The following is a 21,285-nucleotide window of genomic DNA, read 5'->3' as shown; positions in this document are numbered from 1 at the left end:
CAACTTTAATCCATTCAAAAGTAGATGTAAAGATTATCGGCTATGGCTACAATAACAAATCAATTTTAATGAAGTAACCTCTTCATAACTATCTGATTATTTGATGTTTCTGAATGCAAAAATACATTTTTTATTTCAAAGAGCACAAAAAGTCGTCCTTAAAAATGTATAAAACCACAAAAAGTCGTCCTTAAAAGTGTAGAAAGTCACAAAAAGTCGTCCTTAAAAATGTATTTGTATCATACATCTAACAAAATCAAAGCGGACAAACTGGAGAATTACTTCTTTCTGATTGAAGCAGAACAAACATAGCGACACCGTACAGAAACAGATTACGATGAACGATTTGTTTAAAAGAAAGTCTCCCGACAGGTGTCAATAGAAAGTCTCCCGACAGGCGTCCCGGCGGATTTGAAATCGCCGAACGCCTAACGAGATAATCTGCGCTAATATGCTTTTTTCATACCATTAGCGCAGATTATCCACGAATAATTTGCGCTAATGGGGATTTTTTTATATCTTTGCGCAGAAAATAAGCTGCACTCGCAATTTGAAAGCAAGCTTTCATTGCGCTCGCTTGCATTATTCTTTGCCAAAAGAAAATAACGAAAGATATGGAACAGAGACTGATAGGAAGAGAAGCAGAACTCAAACTGCTCAATGAATATATAAACTCCGATAAATCAGAGTTTATCGCCGTCTATGGAAGACGACGTGTAGGCAAGACTTTTCTCATCAGAAAAGCCGTAGAGGACCATTTTGCCTTCTTTATGACAGGAATGAACGGAGTTGCCAAAGGCGAACAGCTTGTCAACTTCAGCATTGCCCTGCAAAAATATACCCACTCCACCACTCTGCAGACATTCAAGAGCTGGCTGCTGGCATTCTATGCCCTGTCACAATACATAGAAACACTTCCGGAAGGCAAGAAAGTAATATTCATCGATGAATTGCCATGGATGGATACCGCCAAATCGGGATTCATACCAGCACTGGAAAACTTCTGGAACAGCTGGGCTGTACTGCGCAACGACATCAAACTCATCGTTTGCGGATCCGCCACCTCCTGGATGATCAACAACCTGATTCGCAACCGTGGTGGCTTGCACAACCGACTGACCCATCATCTGATTGTAAAACCATTCACCCTGCACGAATGCGAAGAATACTTCAAGGCTTACCACTTCGGCTACAGCCGAAAACAGATAGCAGAATGCTATATGGTTATGGGAGGAATACCTTATTATCTGTCTATGATGGATAAATCGAAAAGTCTGGCACAGAACATCGACCAGCTGTTTTTCGCAGACAATGCAGAATTGAAAGATGAGTTCAACGACTTATACAGAGCTTTGTTTAAGAAATCAGCCGACCATATCGCCGTGGTTACTGCCCTTGCTACCAAAGGAATGGGTATGACCCGACAGGAACTGGTCAAGGCATCGGGAGGAAAAGATAATGGAGCCTTCTCTACTGTACTGGAAGAATTGGAACAATGCGGATTCATCCGTCTGTATGAACCATTCAGTACAGCCAATAAGATGACTTCCGACATTCGCCAAAAGCGAAACACCTTATTCCAGTTAGTAGATTTCTATACGCTCTTCTACTTCCGGTTCATCAAGCACAACAAGTATCAGGATTCCAGTTTCTGGTCATCCTCCCAGAACAGTCAGCTATACCATACTTGGGCTGGCTTGTCTTTCGAGATGCTTTGTCTAAACCATATAGACAAAATCAAGCACGCCCTGGGAATTTCGGGAGTACAGACCTTGGTTTGCTCATGGCGAAGCAGCAACACAGAAAAGGGAACTCAAATAGACTTGCTGATAGACCGGAAAGATGAAACCATCAATATCTGTGAGATGAAATTCTACAAGAGCGAATTCGAAATCAGCAAGGAATATGAGGAGAAGTTGCTGGAGAAACTGCGTATCTTCACAGAAGAGACTAAGACTTCCAAATCGCTTCTCCTCACATTGATTACTTCTTTCGGATTGAAGCAGAACAAACATAGCGACATCGTACAGAAACAGATTACGATGGATGAATTGTTTATTTAATTGGCAAGCCAATGAATGTTTTTCCATAACCAATCGACCTTTACTACATCCCCACTTATCTATATCGAAAAAAATATAATTTTTATTCAATACAACGATTATATTGAATATTTTTATTACCTTTGCGATGTAGAAAAGGAAGAGCCGGCAGGCTCCTAACCACATACCGATGAAGAGTGGTGAAGAGTGGGTGAAGAGTGAACAAAAACTCTTCACCACGCCAAAAGCCTTGTTTATAGGCATTTACAAAGGAAAGGTGAAGAGTGAAGAGTTTCTGGCTCTTCGCTGTAATAAAAAAATAAGGAATGATGGACATTAAAGGTATTTATCATGCTGACGCCAATCGCTATAGCGATGCAGAAGCAGAAGAACGAGGCGAAACACTCGCTGAAATGGCACTTGCCTGGATATTGCAGCAGAAAGGTGTAACCAGCGTATTGGTAGGAGCCAGCTCTACCGCCCAGTTGGAAAAGAACATGAAGTGTGTGCATGCTAAGACATTAAATTCATAAAAAACTTGCATTTTATTTTGTTATGTGCCAAAATAAATGTAATTTTGCACCTTGAATGGGGTTTTACCTTATTATATTTAAGAAAAGAAACATAATTATTAGATAAAACAATGGAATACAACTTCAGAGAAATCGAGAAGAAATGGCACCAGAAATGGGTCGAGAACAAGACCTACAAGGTGACAGAGGATGAAAACAAGAAGAAATTCTATGTGCTCAACATGTTCCCTTATCCATCAGGAGCTGGTTTGCACGTAGGTCACCCACTTGGTTATATCGCTAGCGATATCTATGCACGCTACAAGCGTTTGAACGGATTTAACGTACTGAACCCTATGGGTTACGATGCTTACGGATTGCCTGCTGAGCAGTATGCTATCCAGACCGGTCAGCACCCAGAGGTTACTACCGTGGCTAACATCAACCGCTACCGCGAGCAGCTCGACAAGATTGGCTTCTGCTTCGATTGGGACCGTGAGGTTCGTACCTGCGACCCTAAGTATTACCATTGGACTCAGTGGGCTTTCCAGAAGATGTTCAACTCATTCTTCTGCAACAGCTGCCAGAAGGCTCAGCCTATCGAGAAGCTCATCAAGCGCTTCGAGGAGAAGGGTTCTGCTGACTTGAACGTGGCTCAGAACGAGCAGATTGACTTCACTGCCGAGGAGTGGAACAGCTACGACGACGTGAAGAAGCAGCAGATTCTGATGAACTACCGCATCGCTTACCTCGGTGAAACAATGGTTAACTGGTGTCCAGGCTTGGGTACTGTGCTTGCCAACGACGAGGTAGTAAACGGCGTAAGTGAGCGTGGCGGTTATCCTGTTATCCAGAAGAAGATGCAGCAGTGGTGCTTGAGAACATCTGCTTACTCTCAGCGTCTGCTCGATGGTTTGGAGACCATCCAGTGGAGCGACAGTATCAAGGAAACCCAGAAGAACTGGATTGGCCGTTCTGAGGGTACAGAGGTTGAATTCTCTGTAAAGGACAGCGACGTGAAGTTTACCATCTTCACCACACGTGCCGATACCATGTTTGGCGTAACCTTCATGGTTCTGGCTCCAGAGAGCGAGTATGTTCAGCAGGTAACTACTGCCGAGCAGAAGGAAGAGGTGGAGAAATATCTCGACTACGTGAAGAAGCGTACCGAGTTGGACCGTATGGCTAACCACAGCGTAACCGGTGTATTCTCAGGAAGTTATGCCATCAATCCATTTACTGGCGAGGCAATCCCAGTATGGATTTCAGAATATGTATTGGCAGGATATGGTACAGGTGCCATCATGGCTGTGCCTGCTCACGATAGCCGTGACTATGCCTTTGCCAAGCACTTCAACCTGCCTATCATTCCTCTTATCGAGGGTGCTGATGTTTCAGAGGAGAGCTTCGATGCCAAGGAAGGTATCGTAACCAACTCACCTGTAGCAGGCAAGAGCAGCATGGATGGTTTCTCTCTGAACGGACTCACCGTGAAGGAGGCTATCGCAGCTACCAAGAAGTTTGTTACTGAGAAGGGCATCGGCCGAGTAAAGGTAAACTATCGTCTCCGCGATGCCATCTTCTCACGCCAGCGCTACTGGGGTGAGCCATTCCCAGTATATTACAAGGACGGAATGCCACAGATGGTTCCTGAGGAGTGCCTGCCACTCGAATTGCCTGAGATTGAGACCTATAAGCCAACAGAAACTGGCGAGCCACCATTGGGCAGAGCCAAGAAGTGGGCTTGGGATGCCGAGAAGAAAGAGGTGGTTGACAAGAGCCTCGTAGATAACAAGACCGTATTCCCACTGGAGCTCAACACCATGCCAGGTTTCGCAGGTTCATCTGCTTACTACCTGCGCTACATGGATCCTCACAACGATGAGGCACTCGTAAGCAAGGAGGCTGATGAGTATTGGCAGAATGTAGACCTCTACGTAGGTGGTTGCGAGCATGCTACCGGTCACTTGATTTACTCTCGTTTCTGGAACAAGTTCCTGTTCGACCTCGGCGTAAGCTGCAAGGAAGAGCCATTCCAGAAGCTGGTGAACCAGGGTATGATTCAGGGCCGCTCTAACTTCGTTTACCGCATCAACAGCGATGACCACGACAAGGCTCCTGTATTCGTAAGTTTGAATCTGAAGAAGGATTACGACGTAACTCCTATCCACGTAGATGTAAACATCGTAAGCAACGATGTATTGGATATTGAGGCATTCAAGGCTTGGCGCCCTGAGTATCAGAACGCTGAGTTCATCCTGGAAGATGGTAAGTACATCTGCGGATGGGCCATCGAGAAGATGTCTAAGAGTATGTTCAACGTGGTGAATCCAGATATGATTGTTGAGAAGTATGGTGCTGATACCCTGCGTCTCTACGAAATGTTCCTGGGTCCTGTAGAGGCCAGCAAGCCTTGGGATACCAACGGTATCGATGGTTGCCACCGCTTCCTGAAGAAGTTCTGGGGTCTGTTCTACGAGAACCGTACCGACAACTTCCTGCCATGCGACGAGGCAGCTAAGCCAGAGAGCCTGAAGAGCGTTCACAAGCTCATCAAGAAGGTAAGCGAGGATATCGAGAAGTTCTCTTACAACACTTCTATCTCAGCCTTCATGATTGCCGTGAACGAACTCGGTCAGCAGAAGTGCCGCAACAAGGAACTCCTGACAGATCTCGTCATCCTCATCACTCCATTCGCTCCACACATCGCAGAAGAGTTGTGGGCAGCACTTGGCGAGCAGGGCAGCGTTTGCGATGCAACATGGCCAAAGTATGATGAGCAGTATCTGAAGGAGAACGATATGCAGCTCACTATTTCCTTCAATGGTAAAGCTCGTTTCCAGATGACTTTCCCTGTGGATACTCCTAACGAGGAAATCCAGAAGCAGGTATTGGAAGACGAGAAGAGCCAGAAGTACTTGGAAGGATTCAACGTATTGAAGGTAATCATCGTACCAAAGAAGATTGTCAACGTAGTGTTGAAAAAGTAATTTATTGATAATATACAGAAGGTCGTCTCATCTAAAAATGGGCGACCTTCTGTGCTTTAAAAATACGAGGAAAATATTATGCAAATAGCAATCAGTCAAACAATTAAGAATGAGTGCAAGGATTATTTCTACATCACCCTTGGACTCTTGCTTTACACATTTGGATGGACCATTTTCCTGCTTCCATACCAGATAGTAACGGGTGGCGTAACGGGTATCGCAGCCGTGATTTACTACGGCACGGGGATACCTATCTATTTGTCTTATTTTCTCATTAATGCCGCCTTGCTGCTTGCCGCGCTGAAGATACTGGGATTCAAGTTCATGGTGAAGACCATCTACGCTATCATCATGCTCTCCGTGTTCCTGGCGCTGGCGCAAGACTGGATGATAGGTGAAGATGGCAAGATGGTACAGATATTGGGAGAGGGACAGGACTTCATGTCGCTCATCATCGGCTGTCTGTTTACGGGTTTATCACTCGCCATCGTCTTTCTGCATAATGGAAGTACAGGTGGAACGGATATCATTGCTGCCATCGTCAACAAATATCACAACATCTCGCTGGGCCGTGTGCTCATCTTCGTGGATCTCCTTATCGTGGGCAGTTCATTCTTCGTCTTCAATGCAAAACCAGAGTTTACCGCGATAGACGCTGTTAGAAAGGTAGTATTCGGTCTCTGTACGATGGTGATAGAAAACCTGGTACTCGACTATGTGATGAATGCCAAGCGAGAAAGTGTGCAGTTTATGATATTCAGCAAGAAATATCAGGAGATAGCCAATGCCATCGGTATGCAGATGGATCATGGCGTAACCATTCTCGATGGGCATGGCTGGTACACGGGCAACGAGATGAAGGTGCTCTGTATTCTGGCAAAGAAGAACGAGAGCGTCACCATCTTCCGTATCGTCAAGATCATCGACCCAAATGCCTTTGTAAGTCAAAGTTCCGTAATCGGTGTGTATGGCGAGGGATTTGATGAGATGAAGGTGAAAATCAAAGATAAAGACATTAAAACAATTAAAAGTTAAAAGTTTATAGCGGTTTCGCCGTATAGCAAGAAGCACTCTTGCAAGAATGCCCTATAAACTATTAACTATAAATTATAAACTTATGAAAAGGATAGTTTTTGCAACAAATAACCAGCATAAGCTCCAGGAGATTCGCGACATCCTGGGCAGCGACTACGAGGTAGTATCGCTGAAGGAGATAGGATGCGATGTGGATATTCCTGAAACAGGCAACACATTGGAAGAGAATGCCTTGCAGAAGGCGCAGTATGTTTATGACCATTACCACGTAAGTTGCTTTGCCGATGATACCGGTCTGGAGGTAGAGGCACTTGATGGTGCCCCTGGCGTTCACAGTGCCCGCTATGCTGAGGGTACCGACCACGACAGTGAGGCTAACATGGCTAAGCTGTTGAGAGAACTGGATGGTAAGGAAAACCGCCAGGCCCGTTTCCGCACCGTCATCTGCTACATCGAAAAGCAGGATGTATGTCCTTGCGGCTGCACCAGCATCAAGAAAATCCACCAGTTCGAGGGTATCGTAAACGGCTCCATCGCCACCGAGAAGCATGGCACCGAAGGCTTCGGCTACGACCCAGTCTTCGTTCCGGAAGGATATGACCAGAGTTTTGCTGAGCTGGGTGAGGAAATCAAGAACGGCATCAGCCACAGAGCCAGAGCCGTGGCTAAATTGGTAGAGTATTTGAAAAAGAAATAAGATTCATTCTTGTTCAATACAGAATAGAATAACATTATAACAAAGAAAAGGCATCATGATCAGGACACTCAATTCCCTGCGATTCATTCTTATCCTAATGATTGTGATTTCGCATTCCACCCTACCCATATCCCAAGATTTAATCAATTACTTGGGCGAGTTTCCTGTTGCCATTTTCTTTGTTATCAGTGGTTTTGTACTCTCTTTAAGCAAAGGAGAAAAACTACAGAAAGAAGTATTGGGAAACAGAAATTTTTTCCTTTCCCGTATCATCAAACTCTATCCTCTTCATATTCTGATTCTCGCCATTCTCATATTAATGGATTGGCGATTAGGGCGTATATTACCATGGTATCAGATTCTATCCCATTCGCTGTTGATACAAACCTGGTATCCGGCACATGACTTTATGGCTCATCTCAATGCAGCTACATGGTTTATTTCTGATCTTATCTTCTTCTATCTTATATTTAAGTATTTATACGCTTGGATTATGCGACATTCCTGGTTATACTTATTAGCAACAATAAGTATATATATGGCAGTTTATATCAGTATCTCGCTCTGTGCACAAGCAGATTATTCAGCCGGCTACATTTATGCCCACCCATTATTCAGAATGATAGATTTCATGATAGGTATCCTTTTATATAAAGTATGCAGATCAGAAAAAGGTAAAAAAATAGCAGATAAGATAACAAACTCAACTTCTTTCTGGCAAGTAAACCTATCGGATATGGGAGTGGTATTGCTGTTTATCGCAATGTATTTCCTATCAATCCATTGCAATCCGAACATTCGCTGTGCCATTATTTATTGGATACCATCAGCCATAACCGTGTTCTATTTTACAGCAAGAGATCAAGGTAAAGGTTGTTTTATTAGGATATTCCATAATAAACTCTTGCTATGGCTAGGCAGCATCAGTTTTGAAATATTTCTCTGTCATAATCTCTGCTTTCGCATCATACAGAGTATATTTCTTAAACGATATGGAGAAGGAAATCCACATCAAGAATTCCAATTCATCCTATCCCTCGCTTTTATTATCCTCACAGCATGGATAGCAAAGAAAGCCATCGTTTTACCCATCCAGCATCAACTTCAAAAATATCTATAAGTATCTGTTTATAAAAACAATAAATATATGAAAAAGATCAATCAATTTAGCATTTTATTAATAGCTTGCTTAACAGCAAGTATGACATCTTATGCACAATTCAAAATCAATGGTAAGTCTGTTGTATATGATAAATTATCCAATAGCTATATGACTAGTATTCCAGAAGAAACGTTTGGAAAGGATTATACTGCCATCATCACACTGGATACAGACTCAGCATGGAATAATCTGAGTATAGAAAATACAAAAATAGAAAACACTTTTGTATTCAAAGAGATAGAAGGTAACAAGGAATATACCCTGAAAGCAAAAAAAGGACAACAAGATATTAATACTAAAATTACCTTTACATTCTTGCCTATTATCGACTTAAAGGGAACATTTGATTATAACTATTCAAATGGAAAACTCTCTTTGTTAGCCCCAGAAGAAACTGAACCTGTAACAACATTTCTCAAGGCCAAATGGAGAGGAGGCTCTACCAATACTGCTGATAAACATAAGAGAAACTATAAAATTAAAACCCTTAATGAAAAGGGGAAAAAACAGGAAATTTCTTTATTAGGAATGCGAGAAGATAACAACTGGATATTAGACGCAGGACAAGTGGATTTGTTTCGCTTAAGAAATCGTATCGCTACTGAAATTTGGAATGAGTTTGCCAGTAAACCATACTATACATCAAAAGAACCAAAAGCCAAGAGTGGAGTAGCAGGAAAAGTTGTAGAAGTAATTCTTAACAACGAATACCGAGGAATTTATTCATTGACAGAAACAATGGATAGAAAGGAACTTAAGTTAAAGAAATATGATGATATCAATCAGGAGTTTCATGGTCAGCTATGGAAGGTAAGCAGTTGGGATAAAGCGCAATTTTGGAATATAGATAAAGACTATGACAATACAAAAGAAACTTGGCATGCTTTCGAAACCAAATATCCAGATTTTGAAGATGTCAATCCTACAGATTATACTCATCTTTATAATGCTATCAACTTTGTAGCAAACAGCAATGACGAAATATTTAAAAAAGAAGTGTCAGAATACTTTGATATTCCAGTACTCATTGATTATCAGATATTTCTTGAGGTTCTTAAGCCTATAGACAATTGTGGAAAAAATATGTACTGGGGGATATATGATGTAGCGAGAGACAAAAAGTTAACACTTGCCATCTGGGACTTAGATGCTAGTGTTGGACAAGATTGGCATTGCTCTACCCCACTCCATCCTGACTATGTTTCACCTGATACTGAACTAGGAATAAAAGAAGCTTTCAACTTATATACAAGGCTTTCCACACTAAATGTGGATAACTATAACCAGAAAGTAGCTGACAGATACCACGAATTAAGAAAAACTTATTTCAGCGAGGAAAATCTTATAGCCAAATATCAGAATCATTATGATATGTTGGCAAAATGTGGTGCTGCCAACAGAGAAGAGAGAAAATGGTCAGAAGATTCAGACATAGGAGGTTATCCGCTTAATTTTAAAAAAGAAATAGAATATATAAAAAATTGGATTATCCAAAGACTCAATTATCTTGATACAACTCAATTTCCGAGTACAAATGGAATTCAAAAAGTCCTATCTTTCAAAAAAACAAAGAGCACAGAAACCTATAATATGCTAGGTTTGAAGGTAAATACTTCGTATAAAGGGATAAAAATTATTAATGGAAAGAAATATTATATTTCACAATAAATAGTTATATTTGCAGTTAATATAGTATTAGGCTTTAAAATAACAGAAAATGAAGACAATAACATTATTAATTACAATACTATTCATGACACTTCCCTTATCGGCCATAGATAAGGGAAGTTGGGAAATATACACCAGTTATAACGATATAACAGAAATCGAACCAGCAGGAAACCAAGTGTTTGCCTTAGCGTCTAACGGACTTTTCTCTTATCATATAAAAAATGGTTCAGTTACTACATACGACAAAGCAAACACTCTTTCTGACTTTGATATTAATCATATTGCTTGGAATAAAAATACAAAAAAGTTGGTAATCACATATACCAATGGAAATATTGACTTATTGGATGCCAATGGAAATGTAGTTAATGTGCCTGATTTGTATCTGAAAAGTATGACAGATAATAAACAGATAAACCATATAAATATAAGTGGGACAAATGCTTATTTATCTCTCCCTTTTGGAATTATTAAATTAGATACAAAAGAAGGAAAAATACTCGATACATACAAGTTGGGCTTTAATGTTAACTATAGTTATATAGAAGACAACTGCCTTTATGCTGCTTCGAAAGAAGCTGGCTTATACAGAGGAGTTTTAAAGAATAACTTGATAGATAAGAATAATTGGGAAAAAACTGGAAATTTCAAAGAACAAACAAAAAATTCAACTACCGTATATGATACAACTAATAAGTATTGGTGGACGGTAAAAGAAGGTAAATTGACTTACTATACCCTGAATACAGATAAGGAAAAAATATATCAAACAGAAGGTATTATTCCTGATGGGCCTGCATCTAACAAATTCTACCGTTTATATATTAATAAAAATAAATTATATGCAGTAGCAGGTGCTTGGTCACAAGAAAAAGACTGTAATAACATGGGAGAAGTACATGTCTGGAATGGAGAAAAATGGGAAGAATTTGAGCAACCTTCAGATGCTTCATTAGGACATCGATACAGAGACCTGCTCTGTCTTGACTTTGATCCATCAAAAGAAGGACATATCATGGTAGGTTCAAAGGCTGGATTATATGAATTTCAAGATGGAAAATTCATTAAGTGTTACAATAAAGACAATACAAGCGTTATTACATCACCTTTGAGTAAAAGTTATACTATTATTTCATCTGTAAAATATGATACAACAGGAAAATTATGGCTTTTAAATAGCTTAGGAGATAATTCAATCCTGTCATTTGATCAATCTACTCAAGAATGGAAAAACTATCCTCATACAGAAATAGGTTCTAATGACAGATATAATTTGACAGGATTAATTATCGATGAGAATAATGGGAATATGTGGTTTGTAAACAATTCTTATGAAAAGAATAGACTATATAAATATAACTATAATACAGATGAATTAACAATGTATGGAGCTACATTTGCCAATGAAGATGGAAAAAATATTACCCCAATTTACGTACATTGTTTGGCAGAAGACAGAAATGGTAATATTTGGATAGGAACAACATCTGGTCCTCTTTATCTTTCACTATCTGATATAAAAAATGGTACTGACATATTTACACAGCATAAAGTACCTCGTAATGATAATACCAATTATGCAGACTATCTATTAGATAATAGTAATATACGTTGTATAGCAGTAGATGGAGCAAACCAGAAATGGTTCGGTACCGATAATGGAGTATATCTGATTAGTGATGATTGCAATACCCAAATTTATCATTTCAATACGGAAAACTCTCCATTGATATCAAACACAATACATAGTATTGCTATTAATAATAATGCAGGAAAGGTGTATTTTGCTACAGATAAAGGACTTTGTTCTTTCAATAATGGAATTGTCAGTCCTAACGCAGAAATGACTAAAGACAATGTCTATGCATATCCAAACCCGGTGAAACCAGATTATACAGGCAAAATAAACATCGTTGGATTATCGTTCAATGCAGATATAAAAATTGTATCAACAAATGGAACTTTAATAAACGAAGGTAGAAGTGCAGGAGGCAGTTATACCTGGGACGGTTGTGACCAAAATGGTAAAAAAGTGGCAAGCGGTATCTACATGGTAGAAACAGCTACTGAAAGTGGCGAAAAAGGAGTGGTTTGCAAAATAGCAATTATTCGATAAATACAAACAATGACAGAAAATAACATATTATCACGTCAAAACACATTATGGATGCAAGGTGTATCAGCATTGTTAATCATGCTGATGCACTTTGTTATGCAGTTAGAGGACTATCCTCGCTTTTTTAATATTTTTGGTAGCGTAGCTGTTGCTGTTTTCCTATTTATTTCAGGATTTGGCATTAATGAAAGCCATAAAATAAATGGCATCAATAACTTTTGGAAAAAGAGATTTCTTCGTGTAATCATCCCATGCTGGACTATTTTTTTATTTCAACTACCATTCGTTGAACATTTTAATTCAGTACAACTTCTAAAGAATTTGACTTTTTACGCTTCAGATCTCTGGTTCGTCGATTATATCATACGATGGTATCTTGTATATTGGATAAGCAGAAGATTTTTTACGAAAAATACGAAATACATTCTTTTTGTCTTTGGAATATATAATGTATTCCAGCAACAACTATATAGTGAACAAGCTTTCTCCTTTTTCTGTGGATACTTAGCATCAGAATATATTGGGAAACTGAATAGACTAAACAAAAAACATGTATTGAAATATACTTGCATAAGTATGATATACGGAATTATATTTCTTTTAATCAAAGAAATATCCACTATTCAACAAATAAAAGGATCGTTACTATTTAATGTTATACTGCTAAACATTAAACTGCCATTAGCTATGTCTATCATTACCGCTCCTTTCCTTTTTCCGCTATTTAAAAAGATTGGTATATTCAATAAATTAGGTAAAATCAGTTACGAATTATATATAGTTCATTACAACTTTATACCAGCCATCACTGGCATAATATCCATATTCATCTATTCTGCATTTTCTATTATCATAAGTGTTATATTCAGAAGAATCAATCAGTTTCTAAGTAAAAAAAGCTATTTCATTTATAGCTTAACAGGCATTCTCTATATAGGGATATGCTATACGCTCATGTGCAAATATAGTATGAGAGTTACAGAACACTATGGATACATCTGTATTGGATACGCTTTAGTTTTGGCTTTAGGAATTCTCTTCTTTGCACCAAAAGAAGAAGAGAAAAAAACAAACAGATATTTACCTTATCTGTTTGGAATAACAACTACAGTTCTTGTGATAGGACTATTGATAGCACAATACCACTTTGACCCATTAACCAACAAAGTTGATCGATGGTCGGCCTTAGCTTATCCTATCCAAAATCTTTTTCATGGACAATTTCCGTATTCCGCCAAGACACATCTAGGCGGAAATGCATCACCATTTCCTATATGGCTGGTATTCCATATACCATTCTATCTATTACAGAACGTAGGATTATCAGAAATATTCACTTGCATGATATTTATCTACAGTATTAAGTTATTATCAGGTTACAAAGCAGCCATCAAGGCTACACTTTTATTGTTCCTTTCTATTAACCTTTGGTATGAAGTAGCTGTAAGAAGCGACCTCATATCAAACTTCTTTCTGCTAGCAGCTTTTATCAATATACTGCAAGTCTATCAAATTAATTTTAAACAGCACCCATGGATTCTGTCTGTGTGTGTAGGTTTATGGTTATCTACCAGACTGAGCGTAGCATTTCCTCTGTTCATTCTATTTTTTCCATACTATATAAAATTAAAAGTAAAGAAGCAGATTCTTATCCCACTTCTTATTGTGGGAGTATTTGCAATGACATTTCTACCATTAATATTATGGGATGCCAAGGAGTTATTTGGAGCTGAAAATAATCCTTTTTCCTTACAGTTTAGACAAGGTAGCCCTATTGCAACAATATTCCTTGTTACAATAGCTCTTACCATGTCACTAACCTGGAAAGGTAGTTACCAATTTCAGGTTCTATATTCTGTTATAATACTACTGCTCATCCCAATAATCTCCTATGGATATTCTATGTATATTTATGGGAATTGGACAGATATATTTAATTCAAACTACGACATAACCTATATAGATGCAGCCATTCCATTTGCAATAACAATTCTATCTCTTCCTAAACTTAAAGGCTGACGTAATAGCCTAGTTTATAGAGTTTAAATATGAAAAGAGAAGGCATATTGCTACAAAGATTCATAAGCTCCCAACCTTTACAGAGAGCATGAAACTTTCGGAAAGCGCCCAGAATATGAAACTTTCTCAAGATATTTCTTGCATGCAATAATGGAGAGTAATCATTCAACTCTCCTTCAAATGCATGCAAAGTACGTAATGCTTCTTCTATTTTTCGAAGATAAACCAGATTTTCCTCAAACTCAGTATAGGCAACGGGATTATCAATATGGGTTACTTTTATCTTCTTTTCACTTAATGCCTTTCCCAGCAAAACATCCTCATAACCATACCCCTTAACCTGTTCATTATAAGGAACTTGTTCCAATACAGACTTATGATAAAAGAAATTGGTTGTACGAAAGGATTTATAAGGTTCAGACTTTCTCACTATATATGAATGTTTAGATTCTTCATGCTTTTCGTATCTAAAACGCAAATTCTCACGATATAATTGAACAGTAAGAGAACCACCATCCACACAAACTCCTCCACAGGCAACTTCTCCAACCCGAACACCACAACTAAGATAACGTATCAAAAAATCATTATTCACTAATATCAACCTAGCATCTATCATTAAATGCCACTCATACTTTGCCTGTCTAACTAATGAATTCCGCATCGCAGCACGACAATCATGATGTTCTGAACATATATAACGACAATTTGGCAAAAGAGTCAATGAATAATTATTTTCAATAGTTTTTTTGTTAGTACTACCATCATCAAAAACAATAATTTCATAACACAAACCAGAAACAGCTTGTGCTTGTTTATGAAGAGATTTTACCAGCGAAGTGGCTTCATCATTATAAACAGGAATAAGTATAGACAGCTCTTGTATAATCATACTATTTAAACGAAAATAATCCTGTTTTATTGCTAATAGCAAGGAGTATATGATAAGAATTATTAAATATAACAAGTATTTTTGGTAGATAAATTGAAATATCGTATTTTTGTGAATAAATAAATCTCATTATTATTATATAAAATGGAAATCGTATATGTTATAGAAGATTTTTCAATAAAAGGTGGAGCAGAACGAATTATTGCTGAAAAGGCTAATTATTTAGCCTCAAGATTTCAACATCATGTTACTATTGTTTCCATATATCATGATGAGCGTCCTATAAGCTACCATCTAGAGGAAAGCGTGGATTTCATCTCTCTTGAAATTCCGTTCACTCCCAAAAATAATTCTATTCTATTAAAAACTCTTTTTAGAATAATAACAATAGGAAAAATTATCTTTAAATTTCAAACTATTATCAATCGTATCCAACCTAAACTCATATTCTATACTATGAGTTTGGGAGCTATCTTATTACCCTTAATCAAAACAAAAGCAAAAAAAGTATACGAGTCGCATTCTGCTCGTTCATTTACTCCTTATCATAAATTATTTTTTCTTATGGAAAAAGCGGCCGATCAAGTAGTTTGCTTAACTAAAGGTGACGCTAAAGAATATAAACATACAAAAAAAATAAGTATTATACCCAATTTTATCAACACACCCCATAAACTAGTGGAAAACTATGACACCAAAAGAGTAATAGCTGTTGGTAGACTAGAATATGCTAAAGGATTTGATGTTCTTATAGAATGCTGGAAAAAAGTTGCAAAAAAATATCCAAACTGGCAACTCCATATCTATGGAGAAGGTAGTTGCTATGAACAATTACAACAACAAATCAATTTTCTCAATCTAAAAGAACAAATTATACTTTGTGGCAGAACCGATAATATATGGGATATCTATCCTAATTATAGTATTCAAGTTATACCATCAAGATATGAAGGTCAACCCATAACTCTTATCGAAGGGCAAGCCTGCGGAATACCAACTGTAGCATTTGACTTTAAATATGGTGCAAAAGATATTATAACCAATGGATATAATGGTTTTTTAATACCACAAGGGGATAAAAATAAGTTTTCTGAAGCAATCATACAAATGATAAGTTCAGAAAACCTGAGACAAAAATTTGGAATCCATGCTATAAAAGTAGGAAAACAATACTATCGTGAACAGATATTTCCTAAATGGGTAAAACTTATAGAACAATTATATAACACTTATGTTTCTACATGAGTGAAATAAATAATAGTTCATATTCTTTTGCCACCTTCCGATAATCATGATATTTCATAACGAAAGCAATGCTTTGACGCGAGAGATATGATAAATGTCCAGAAGTAAAAAAAGCCTGCTCGATGATTGCTACATTCTGAGATTCAGTATACTCAGGACTCACATTGATGATAGGGCGTAATTCTGTTTCGCCAATGAACTCATAATATTCTTCCTCTCCTCCACCGATAACCACAGTACCACGTGCCATGGCTGCCAACGAATTCATAGATGGAGTATAACTGTAAAACTGATCTACCAGAACATCAGCTTCATCCAGCATCCGGCAATATTCATCATAGGCTACTCCTTCTACATATTTGAGTTCTATCTTACCAGGATATTTCTTTGCCAGAATTTCCACAAAATGAGCTATCTTTAAAGCACCTTTCAGATACTCGCGCTTAGGTTGTAAACCTACAAGCACTTTGATAACCTCACCATTCCCTTTCTGCCTGTTTTCATCTATAGCAGGAATTATCATCGGGAGAGGAATATAGTAGAGTTTTTTATGAAATTCAGAAACATCGTAACAGAGATAATACTCATAAAGACAGGCTATCAAAGCATCAGAATGATAAGATACAGTATGCCAGCACTTATCAAACTGAGGCATGAAATGAAAAGCCATACGCTCTTTATTCTCCTCGATATTCTGTAATTTACCATTCCAAAAAGTATCAGAATAGGCAGGAATACCCTTGGTCTGTTGTCTGAACAGATGTGGGTCATCGGCAAAACAGCCTTTAATGATTCGCTTATTGGTAAGCTTAAGAAACCAGAATATCAGCATGTTCCACCAACCCATCAAAGGCACAAACTGATAGTTATGCACCTGAACAATATCATTTCCACATATCTTATGAAGATTGCAGACAATTTTCCACAATACCATAAGCCCGCTCCATCTTCCATAACGCTCCATATTACGGCGCAAGTCGATGTCACGAGGAGAGTTGTGCCAATCATTGCCGTCGGACATCAGCGTTACCTGATGTCCAAGTTCTACTAATCCCTTTTTGAGAGTATTATGTAGCAAACTAGACTCACCTACCAACAGAATCTTCATAACTTTATATGATACTTATTTATAAGATACTTGAATATCAGAAATTTTAAGACAATTCAATATACCTATTTTCTACAATATAATCAGACTTGCGCAGTCCCATGCTTACCACCAGTTTTATGGCCATTTTCTCCAGGCAGAACTTCAATGGCATCCAGCGCTTTTCTTTTTCATCACGCCAAGGACTCATCGCTTTATACTTATCAAATTCTTTTTTCCATGGATGCTGACAGTTCTTATACCATGGTTTAGGAATACCCGTAAAATGGATGATGGCCGGATGAGCCTGAGCTTCCAATATCTGTTCATCAAATTCCCAGGAGATAAGAGAATAACGCAAATCAAACCAATACTCATTCAGTACATTATATCTGATAGGTAATATCAACTTAGAATCCTTGAACAGATAGTTCAGTACATCCTGATCATGACATCTCAACCTTTCCGTATTAGATTTCACATAATCAAAGAATTTGAGAAGGACCTGCTTTTCACGCCAATATTTCAGATTGACAACTAACATACCAGCATTAAAATATCCCAAAGTTTGGGGATAACGCAGGCGATTATAGTGTTCAATATTATTATTATAACTATCTGGAACAGCGGCAATTGCATAGTTTTCAACAGAAGTATTCCACAATTTAACAAGTTTATCCACAACCAGAATATCGCCATCCAGATAGATAACTTTATCAATATCAGCAGGCAGAATTTCCGCAAGATACAAACGATAATAAGTAGCAAACGAAGTTCCTACATGATCTAGTTGGAAATCCAAACCTATAGGAAAATGTTCGAAGATATCATCATTAATTAGATAGAAATGGATATTTTGCTGATAACGGGCAGCTATAGTTCTGATAGGATTCAATAATGCAGCAGAATTCTGATCATGCAAGAGATGTACATTGACAACTTCTCCTCTGTTGCTCTCAAACAAAGAGGTCAACATGATACCGGTCGGCATGATATATTTACTATCAGTAGAACAAACTATTTCCATTTTTATGTTTTTTGTACTACTATTAATACGTAAATTAAATCTTTTTATTATCTTTGCAGTCATAAAAAAGAATAACTTATGCAGAAAGAATTAATATCAGAGATATCTTCACCATTGGTGAGTTTCATCATTACTACAAGCAACCATCAGAAGGAACATCTTGTAGAATGCATCAATAGTATCCTTCAGCTTTCGCTCAATGCCAAAGAGAGGGAAATAATTCTCGTTGATGATGGTAGCGATGAACTGGTAGCCAGCCAGATAAAAGAGTTGCTGGATAACCTGCTCTATTTAAGAATACCCGGCTTAGGCAGCAGTATGGCACGCAACTATGGCATGTACTTAGCCAAAGGGAAATACATCCAGTTTATAGAAGGAGATGATTATCTTCTTCAGCCAACCTATGAACATTGCCTTGACATCGTGAGATTCCATAATCCAGATATCGTTACATTCTGTTTCAGCAAGGATGATACAGGAGAACCGTCTTACGAACTCCCTACCCCAATCAGCGGCACAGAATACCTCAACAACAATACCCTTTTAGGCTCAGCCTGTTCCTATATATTCCGCCGCACCATTGTGGGTAGCCTACTGTTCTCACCTAACATCAGTTTCGGCGAGGACGAGGAATTCACACCACAACTCTTCTTACGGGCAGAACGAATATTCAAGACTCAGACCTCACCTTATTATAATAGAGTGGATAAATACGCGCCTGGCGAATTAGAAAATAAGGATAAGATAGATATCCACATGGACAATAAACTGGAGGTGATTCTACATCTTCAGAAGTTGCTCGATACGGTTCCTGTAGCAGAGCGCCAGGCACTCAACCGCCGTATAGCCCAGCTCTCGATGGATTATCTGGTTAACAATATCCGTTTGAAGCATTCATTGATATCCTTGAATCATGCCATCAGAAAATTAAGGAAACATGGGTTATATCCTCTTCCGAACAAAGAATATACCAAGAAATATATGATGTTCAGAAAGATGATAGGTACATACGTAGGACGAATTGCACTTCTCTTTCTTATCAAGAAATAAATGAATGAAGGCATAAAGATTTCTCCTATCCGGATAAGTATGCAGAGAGATAAGAGAAAATCCTATATAAACAAAAATAGAGCATTCAAATCACTTGAACGCTCTATCTTTATAATTAGATTAAATTTTCTAATATTATTTGTATAAGTAAAAGATGATGAAATGACGTTTCACAACGTCCGTTTGTTTTAACTGATGCAAAGATACGACGATTTTTGTCTATAAAGTCGTAAATTATACATTTTATGGTAGCGAAATATGATTTTTTCACCCATAAAAAACAATTTTTACCACCAATCTTATAATTTTCACCACATTATTCTACGATAGTGACAACATCTTTTCTATTGGTTTGACCGCTTTTTTCGCTATTTCAGAAGCCACTTCAACTGTTGGCCAACCAAATTTCAATGCATTGTATATCTTCTTGAGCGTATTCATCTTCATATACTCACACTCGTTGCAGCTGCAACCTACTCCACCCTCGCTTACCTCTGGAGGTACGGGATAGAAAATTACGTTAGGACAATTACGCTCCAGCTCATGCAGGATACCAGCCTCTGTAGCGATAATATACTCCTTGATTTCAGGATGCTCTTGGGCATAATGCAACATGGTGGCTGTAGAGCCCTTTACATCGGCTACAGCAAGTACTGGTGCCTTACACTCCAGGTGAGCCATCACAACAGCCTCAGGATGCTTCTGCTTCAGTTTAACTATAGCCTCTACAGAGAATTTCTCATGTACATGGCAACCACCGTTCCAAAGCAACATATTGCGGCCTGTAACGCTGTTTATATAGTTACCGAGATTATAGTCTGGACCAAAGATGATTTTTTCGTCCTGTGGGAAACTGTCAATCACCTTCTTGGCATTACCGCTTGTCACTACACAATCAGTCAGCGCCTTCACTGCAGCCGTGGTGTTTACATAACTCACAACCTTATATCCTGGATGCTCTTCCTTGTACTTTTTCAAATCCTCAGCCTTACAGCTGTCAGCAAGCGAGCAACCAGCATTCAAGTCAGGACAGATCACGGTTTTGTCAGGACTCAAGAGTTTGCATGTCTCAGCCATGAAGTGCACGCCACACATAACCATTACCTGGGCATCGGTTTCTGCAGCTTTACGAGCCAAAGCCAGAGAGTCGCCAACAAAGTCGGCGATGTCCTGAATCTCACCTACCGTATAGTAGTGGGCGAGGATAATAGCATCTTTCTCCTTGCAAAGCTTTCTGATTTCAGCTTTCAAGTCCAAGGCTTCGTCAACGGGTTCGTCAACGTATCCTTTCTCAATCCATTCTTTTTTCACCATAACATTCATATTATATTTCTTATTTTTTATTTTTTAAAAAGAGAATATAGAGATGATGATATGCCGTGGATAAGTGGATAACATTCTGCATAAAAACTTGCGTATTTCGTTATCCAAGTCTTATTCCAGTTTATCCGCAGAGGCCTTTGAAATCTTTTTCTTGTCTCTTAATGCATTAACCGGTTTATCAACATTTCCCCAATTCGGTGCAAAGTTAATAAGTTTATATCTTTTTTCGGTCAAAAACTGCGAAAAAGTTTCTAAAAACTTAATAATATCTATGTGGATATCCTCTTTTCGTTGGTTTGAGATAGGTATGTGTGGATATTTACAAACTTATTAAAAAGTTATTATTGGGGTTTTCCGTACACTTATCCACGCTTTTGTAGAAAACAAAAAAGAGCAGAAATCCATCAGGATATTCTG

The 21,285-nt window shown here is 38.2% G+C and carries 14 protein-coding genes and 1 pseudogene; 11 read left to right on the top strand and 4 right to left on the bottom strand.

The window, feature by feature from the left end; translation table 11 throughout:
- Positions 1-614 precede the first annotated feature (614 nt).
- From F7D47_RS05430 to F7D47_RS05390, 9 genes and pseudogenes are all read left to right on the top strand, one after another.
- Positions 615-2,063 (top strand): AAA family ATPase, encoded by a 1,449-nt coding sequence (locus tag F7D47_RS05430; RefSeq protein WP_153083577.1) that lies wholly within the window; start codon positions 615-617, stop codon positions 2,061-2,063.
- Positions 2,064-2,416: 353 nt separating this feature from the next.
- Positions 2,417-2,575: pseudogene (locus F7D47_RS05425) on the top strand (aldo/keto reductase); the annotation flags it as partial.
- A gap of 110 nt (positions 2,576-2,685) precedes the next feature.
- Positions 2,686-5,544, top strand: a complete 2,859-nt coding sequence (gene leuS, locus F7D47_RS05420) for a leucine--tRNA ligase (RefSeq protein ID WP_153084931.1) — start codon at positions 2,686-2,688, stop codon at positions 5,542-5,544.
- 78 nt (positions 5,545-5,622) lie between these two features.
- The gene (locus F7D47_RS05415) at positions 5,623-6,579 is read left to right on the top strand and encodes a YitT family protein (RefSeq protein ID WP_117695498.1); all 957 of its coding nucleotides are present in this window, start codon (positions 5,623-5,625) and stop codon (positions 6,577-6,579) included.
- Between the two features lie 82 nt (positions 6,580-6,661).
- The gene (locus F7D47_RS05410; RefSeq protein ID WP_153084930.1) at positions 6,662-7,276 is read left to right on the top strand and encodes a non-canonical purine NTP diphosphatase; all 615 of its coding nucleotides are present in this window, start codon (positions 6,662-6,664) and stop codon (positions 7,274-7,276) included.
- 55 nt (positions 7,277-7,331) lie between these two features.
- Positions 7,332-8,396, top strand: a complete 1,065-nt coding sequence (locus F7D47_RS05405) for an acyltransferase family protein (protein ID WP_153084929.1) — start codon at positions 7,332-7,334, stop codon at positions 8,394-8,396.
- A 27-nt stretch (positions 8,397-8,423) separates the two neighbouring features.
- Entirely contained in the window at positions 8,424-10,106 is a 1,683-nt protein-coding gene (locus F7D47_RS05400; protein WP_022120496.1) for a CotH kinase family protein, read from the top strand.
- 49 nt (positions 10,107-10,155) lie between these two features.
- Positions 10,156-12,225, top strand: coding sequence for a two-component regulator propeller domain-containing protein (locus F7D47_RS05395; RefSeq protein WP_153084928.1), 2,070 nt, complete (start codon positions 10,156-10,158; stop codon positions 12,223-12,225).
- Between the two features lie 9 nt (positions 12,226-12,234).
- Positions 12,235-14,244, top strand: a complete 2,010-nt coding sequence (locus F7D47_RS05390) for an acyltransferase family protein (RefSeq protein WP_153084927.1) — start codon at positions 12,235-12,237, stop codon at positions 14,242-14,244.
- Here the strand turns inward: F7D47_RS05390 and F7D47_RS05385 are convergent.
- On the bottom strand, positions 14,234-15,136 hold the full coding sequence (locus F7D47_RS05385) for a glycosyltransferase family 2 protein (RefSeq protein ID WP_153084926.1): 903 nt from the start codon (positions 15,134-15,136) through the stop codon (positions 14,234-14,236). The two genes, F7D47_RS05390 and F7D47_RS05385, sit on opposite strands and share 11 nt — an antisense overlap.
- Positions 15,137-15,280: 144 nt before the next feature.
- Between F7D47_RS05385 and F7D47_RS05380 the strand changes: the two genes are divergently transcribed.
- Complete coding sequence (locus F7D47_RS05380) at positions 15,281-16,381, top strand: glycosyltransferase family 4 protein (RefSeq protein ID WP_153084925.1); 1,101 nt, start codon at positions 15,281-15,283, stop codon at positions 16,379-16,381.
- On the opposite strand, the gene F7D47_RS05375 is transcribed toward F7D47_RS05380, so the two are convergent.
- Both F7D47_RS05375 and F7D47_RS05370 read right to left on the bottom strand, forming a co-directional pair.
- Positions 16,374-17,489: a glycosyltransferase gene (locus tag F7D47_RS05375; protein WP_153084924.1), complete on the bottom strand. Its 1,116-nt coding sequence runs from the start codon at positions 17,487-17,489 to the stop codon at positions 16,374-16,376. The genes F7D47_RS05380 and F7D47_RS05375 overlap by 8 nt on opposite strands.
- Before the next feature lie 46 nt (positions 17,490-17,535).
- Positions 17,536-18,558, bottom strand: a complete 1,023-nt coding sequence (locus F7D47_RS05370; protein WP_153084923.1) for a glycosyltransferase family 8 protein — start codon at positions 18,556-18,558, stop codon at positions 17,536-17,538.
- A 15-nt stretch (positions 18,559-18,573) separates the two neighbouring features.
- Between F7D47_RS05370 and F7D47_RS05365 the strand changes: the two genes are divergently transcribed.
- Complete coding sequence (locus tag F7D47_RS05365; protein ID WP_153084922.1) at positions 18,574-19,545, top strand: glycosyltransferase family 2 protein; 972 nt, start codon at positions 18,574-18,576, stop codon at positions 19,543-19,545.
- Positions 19,546-19,866: 321 nt separating this feature from the next.
- Here the strand turns inward: F7D47_RS05365 and nadA are convergent, their stop codons facing one another.
- Positions 19,867-20,859, bottom strand: a complete 993-nt coding sequence (gene nadA / locus F7D47_RS05360; RefSeq protein WP_153084921.1) for a quinolinate synthase NadA — start codon at positions 20,857-20,859, stop codon at positions 19,867-19,869.
- Between the last annotated feature and the right edge of the window lie 426 nt (positions 20,860-21,285).

It is taken from the genome of Segatella copri (genome assembly GCF_009494835.1).
Taxonomy (GTDB): Bacteria; Bacteroidota; Bacteroidia; order Bacteroidales; family Bacteroidaceae; genus Prevotella; species Prevotella copri_F.
This window is presented reverse-complemented; position numbering and strand designations above follow the sequence as displayed.

Bases quoted from the DNA above. Each gene is read 5' to 3' on its own strand.
- F7D47_RS05430 (WP_153083577.1), top strand. From the start codon at position 615: ATGGAACAGAGACTGATAGGAAGAGAAGCAGAACTCAAACTGCTCAAT.
- leuS (WP_153084931.1), top strand. From the start codon at position 2,686: ATGGAATACAACTTCAGAGAAATCGAGAAGAAATGGCACCAGAAATGG.
- F7D47_RS05415 (WP_117695498.1), top strand. From the start codon at position 5,623: ATGCAAATAGCAATCAGTCAAACAATTAAGAATGAGTGCAAGGATTAT.
- F7D47_RS05410 (WP_153084930.1), top strand. From the start codon at position 6,662: ATGAAAAGGATAGTTTTTGCAACAAATAACCAGCATAAGCTCCAGGAG.
- F7D47_RS05405 (WP_153084929.1), top strand. From the start codon at position 7,332: ATGATCAGGACACTCAATTCCCTGCGATTCATTCTTATCCTAATGATT.
- F7D47_RS05400 (WP_022120496.1), top strand. From the start codon at position 8,424: ATGAAAAAGATCAATCAATTTAGCATTTTATTAATAGCTTGCTTAACA.
- F7D47_RS05395 (WP_153084928.1), top strand. From the start codon at position 10,156: ATGAAGACAATAACATTATTAATTACAATACTATTCATGACACTTCCC.
- F7D47_RS05390 (WP_153084927.1), top strand. From the start codon at position 12,235: ATGACAGAAAATAACATATTATCACGTCAAAACACATTATGGATGCAA.
- F7D47_RS05385 (WP_153084926.1), bottom strand. From the start codon at position 15,136: ATGATTATACAAGAGCTGTCTATACTTATTCCTGTTTATAATGATGAA.
- F7D47_RS05380 (WP_153084925.1), top strand. From the start codon at position 15,281: ATGGAAATCGTATATGTTATAGAAGATTTTTCAATAAAAGGTGGAGCA.
- F7D47_RS05375 (WP_153084924.1), bottom strand. From the start codon at position 17,489: ATGAAGATTCTGTTGGTAGGTGAGTCTAGTTTGCTACATAATACTCTC.
- F7D47_RS05370 (WP_153084923.1), bottom strand. From the start codon at position 18,558: ATGACTGCAAAGATAATAAAAAGATTTAATTTACGTATTAATAGTAGT.
- F7D47_RS05365 (WP_153084922.1), top strand. From the start codon at position 18,574: ATGCAGAAAGAATTAATATCAGAGATATCTTCACCATTGGTGAGTTTC.
- nadA (WP_153084921.1), bottom strand. From the start codon at position 20,859: ATGGTGAAAAAAGAATGGATTGAGAAAGGATACGTTGACGAACCCGTT.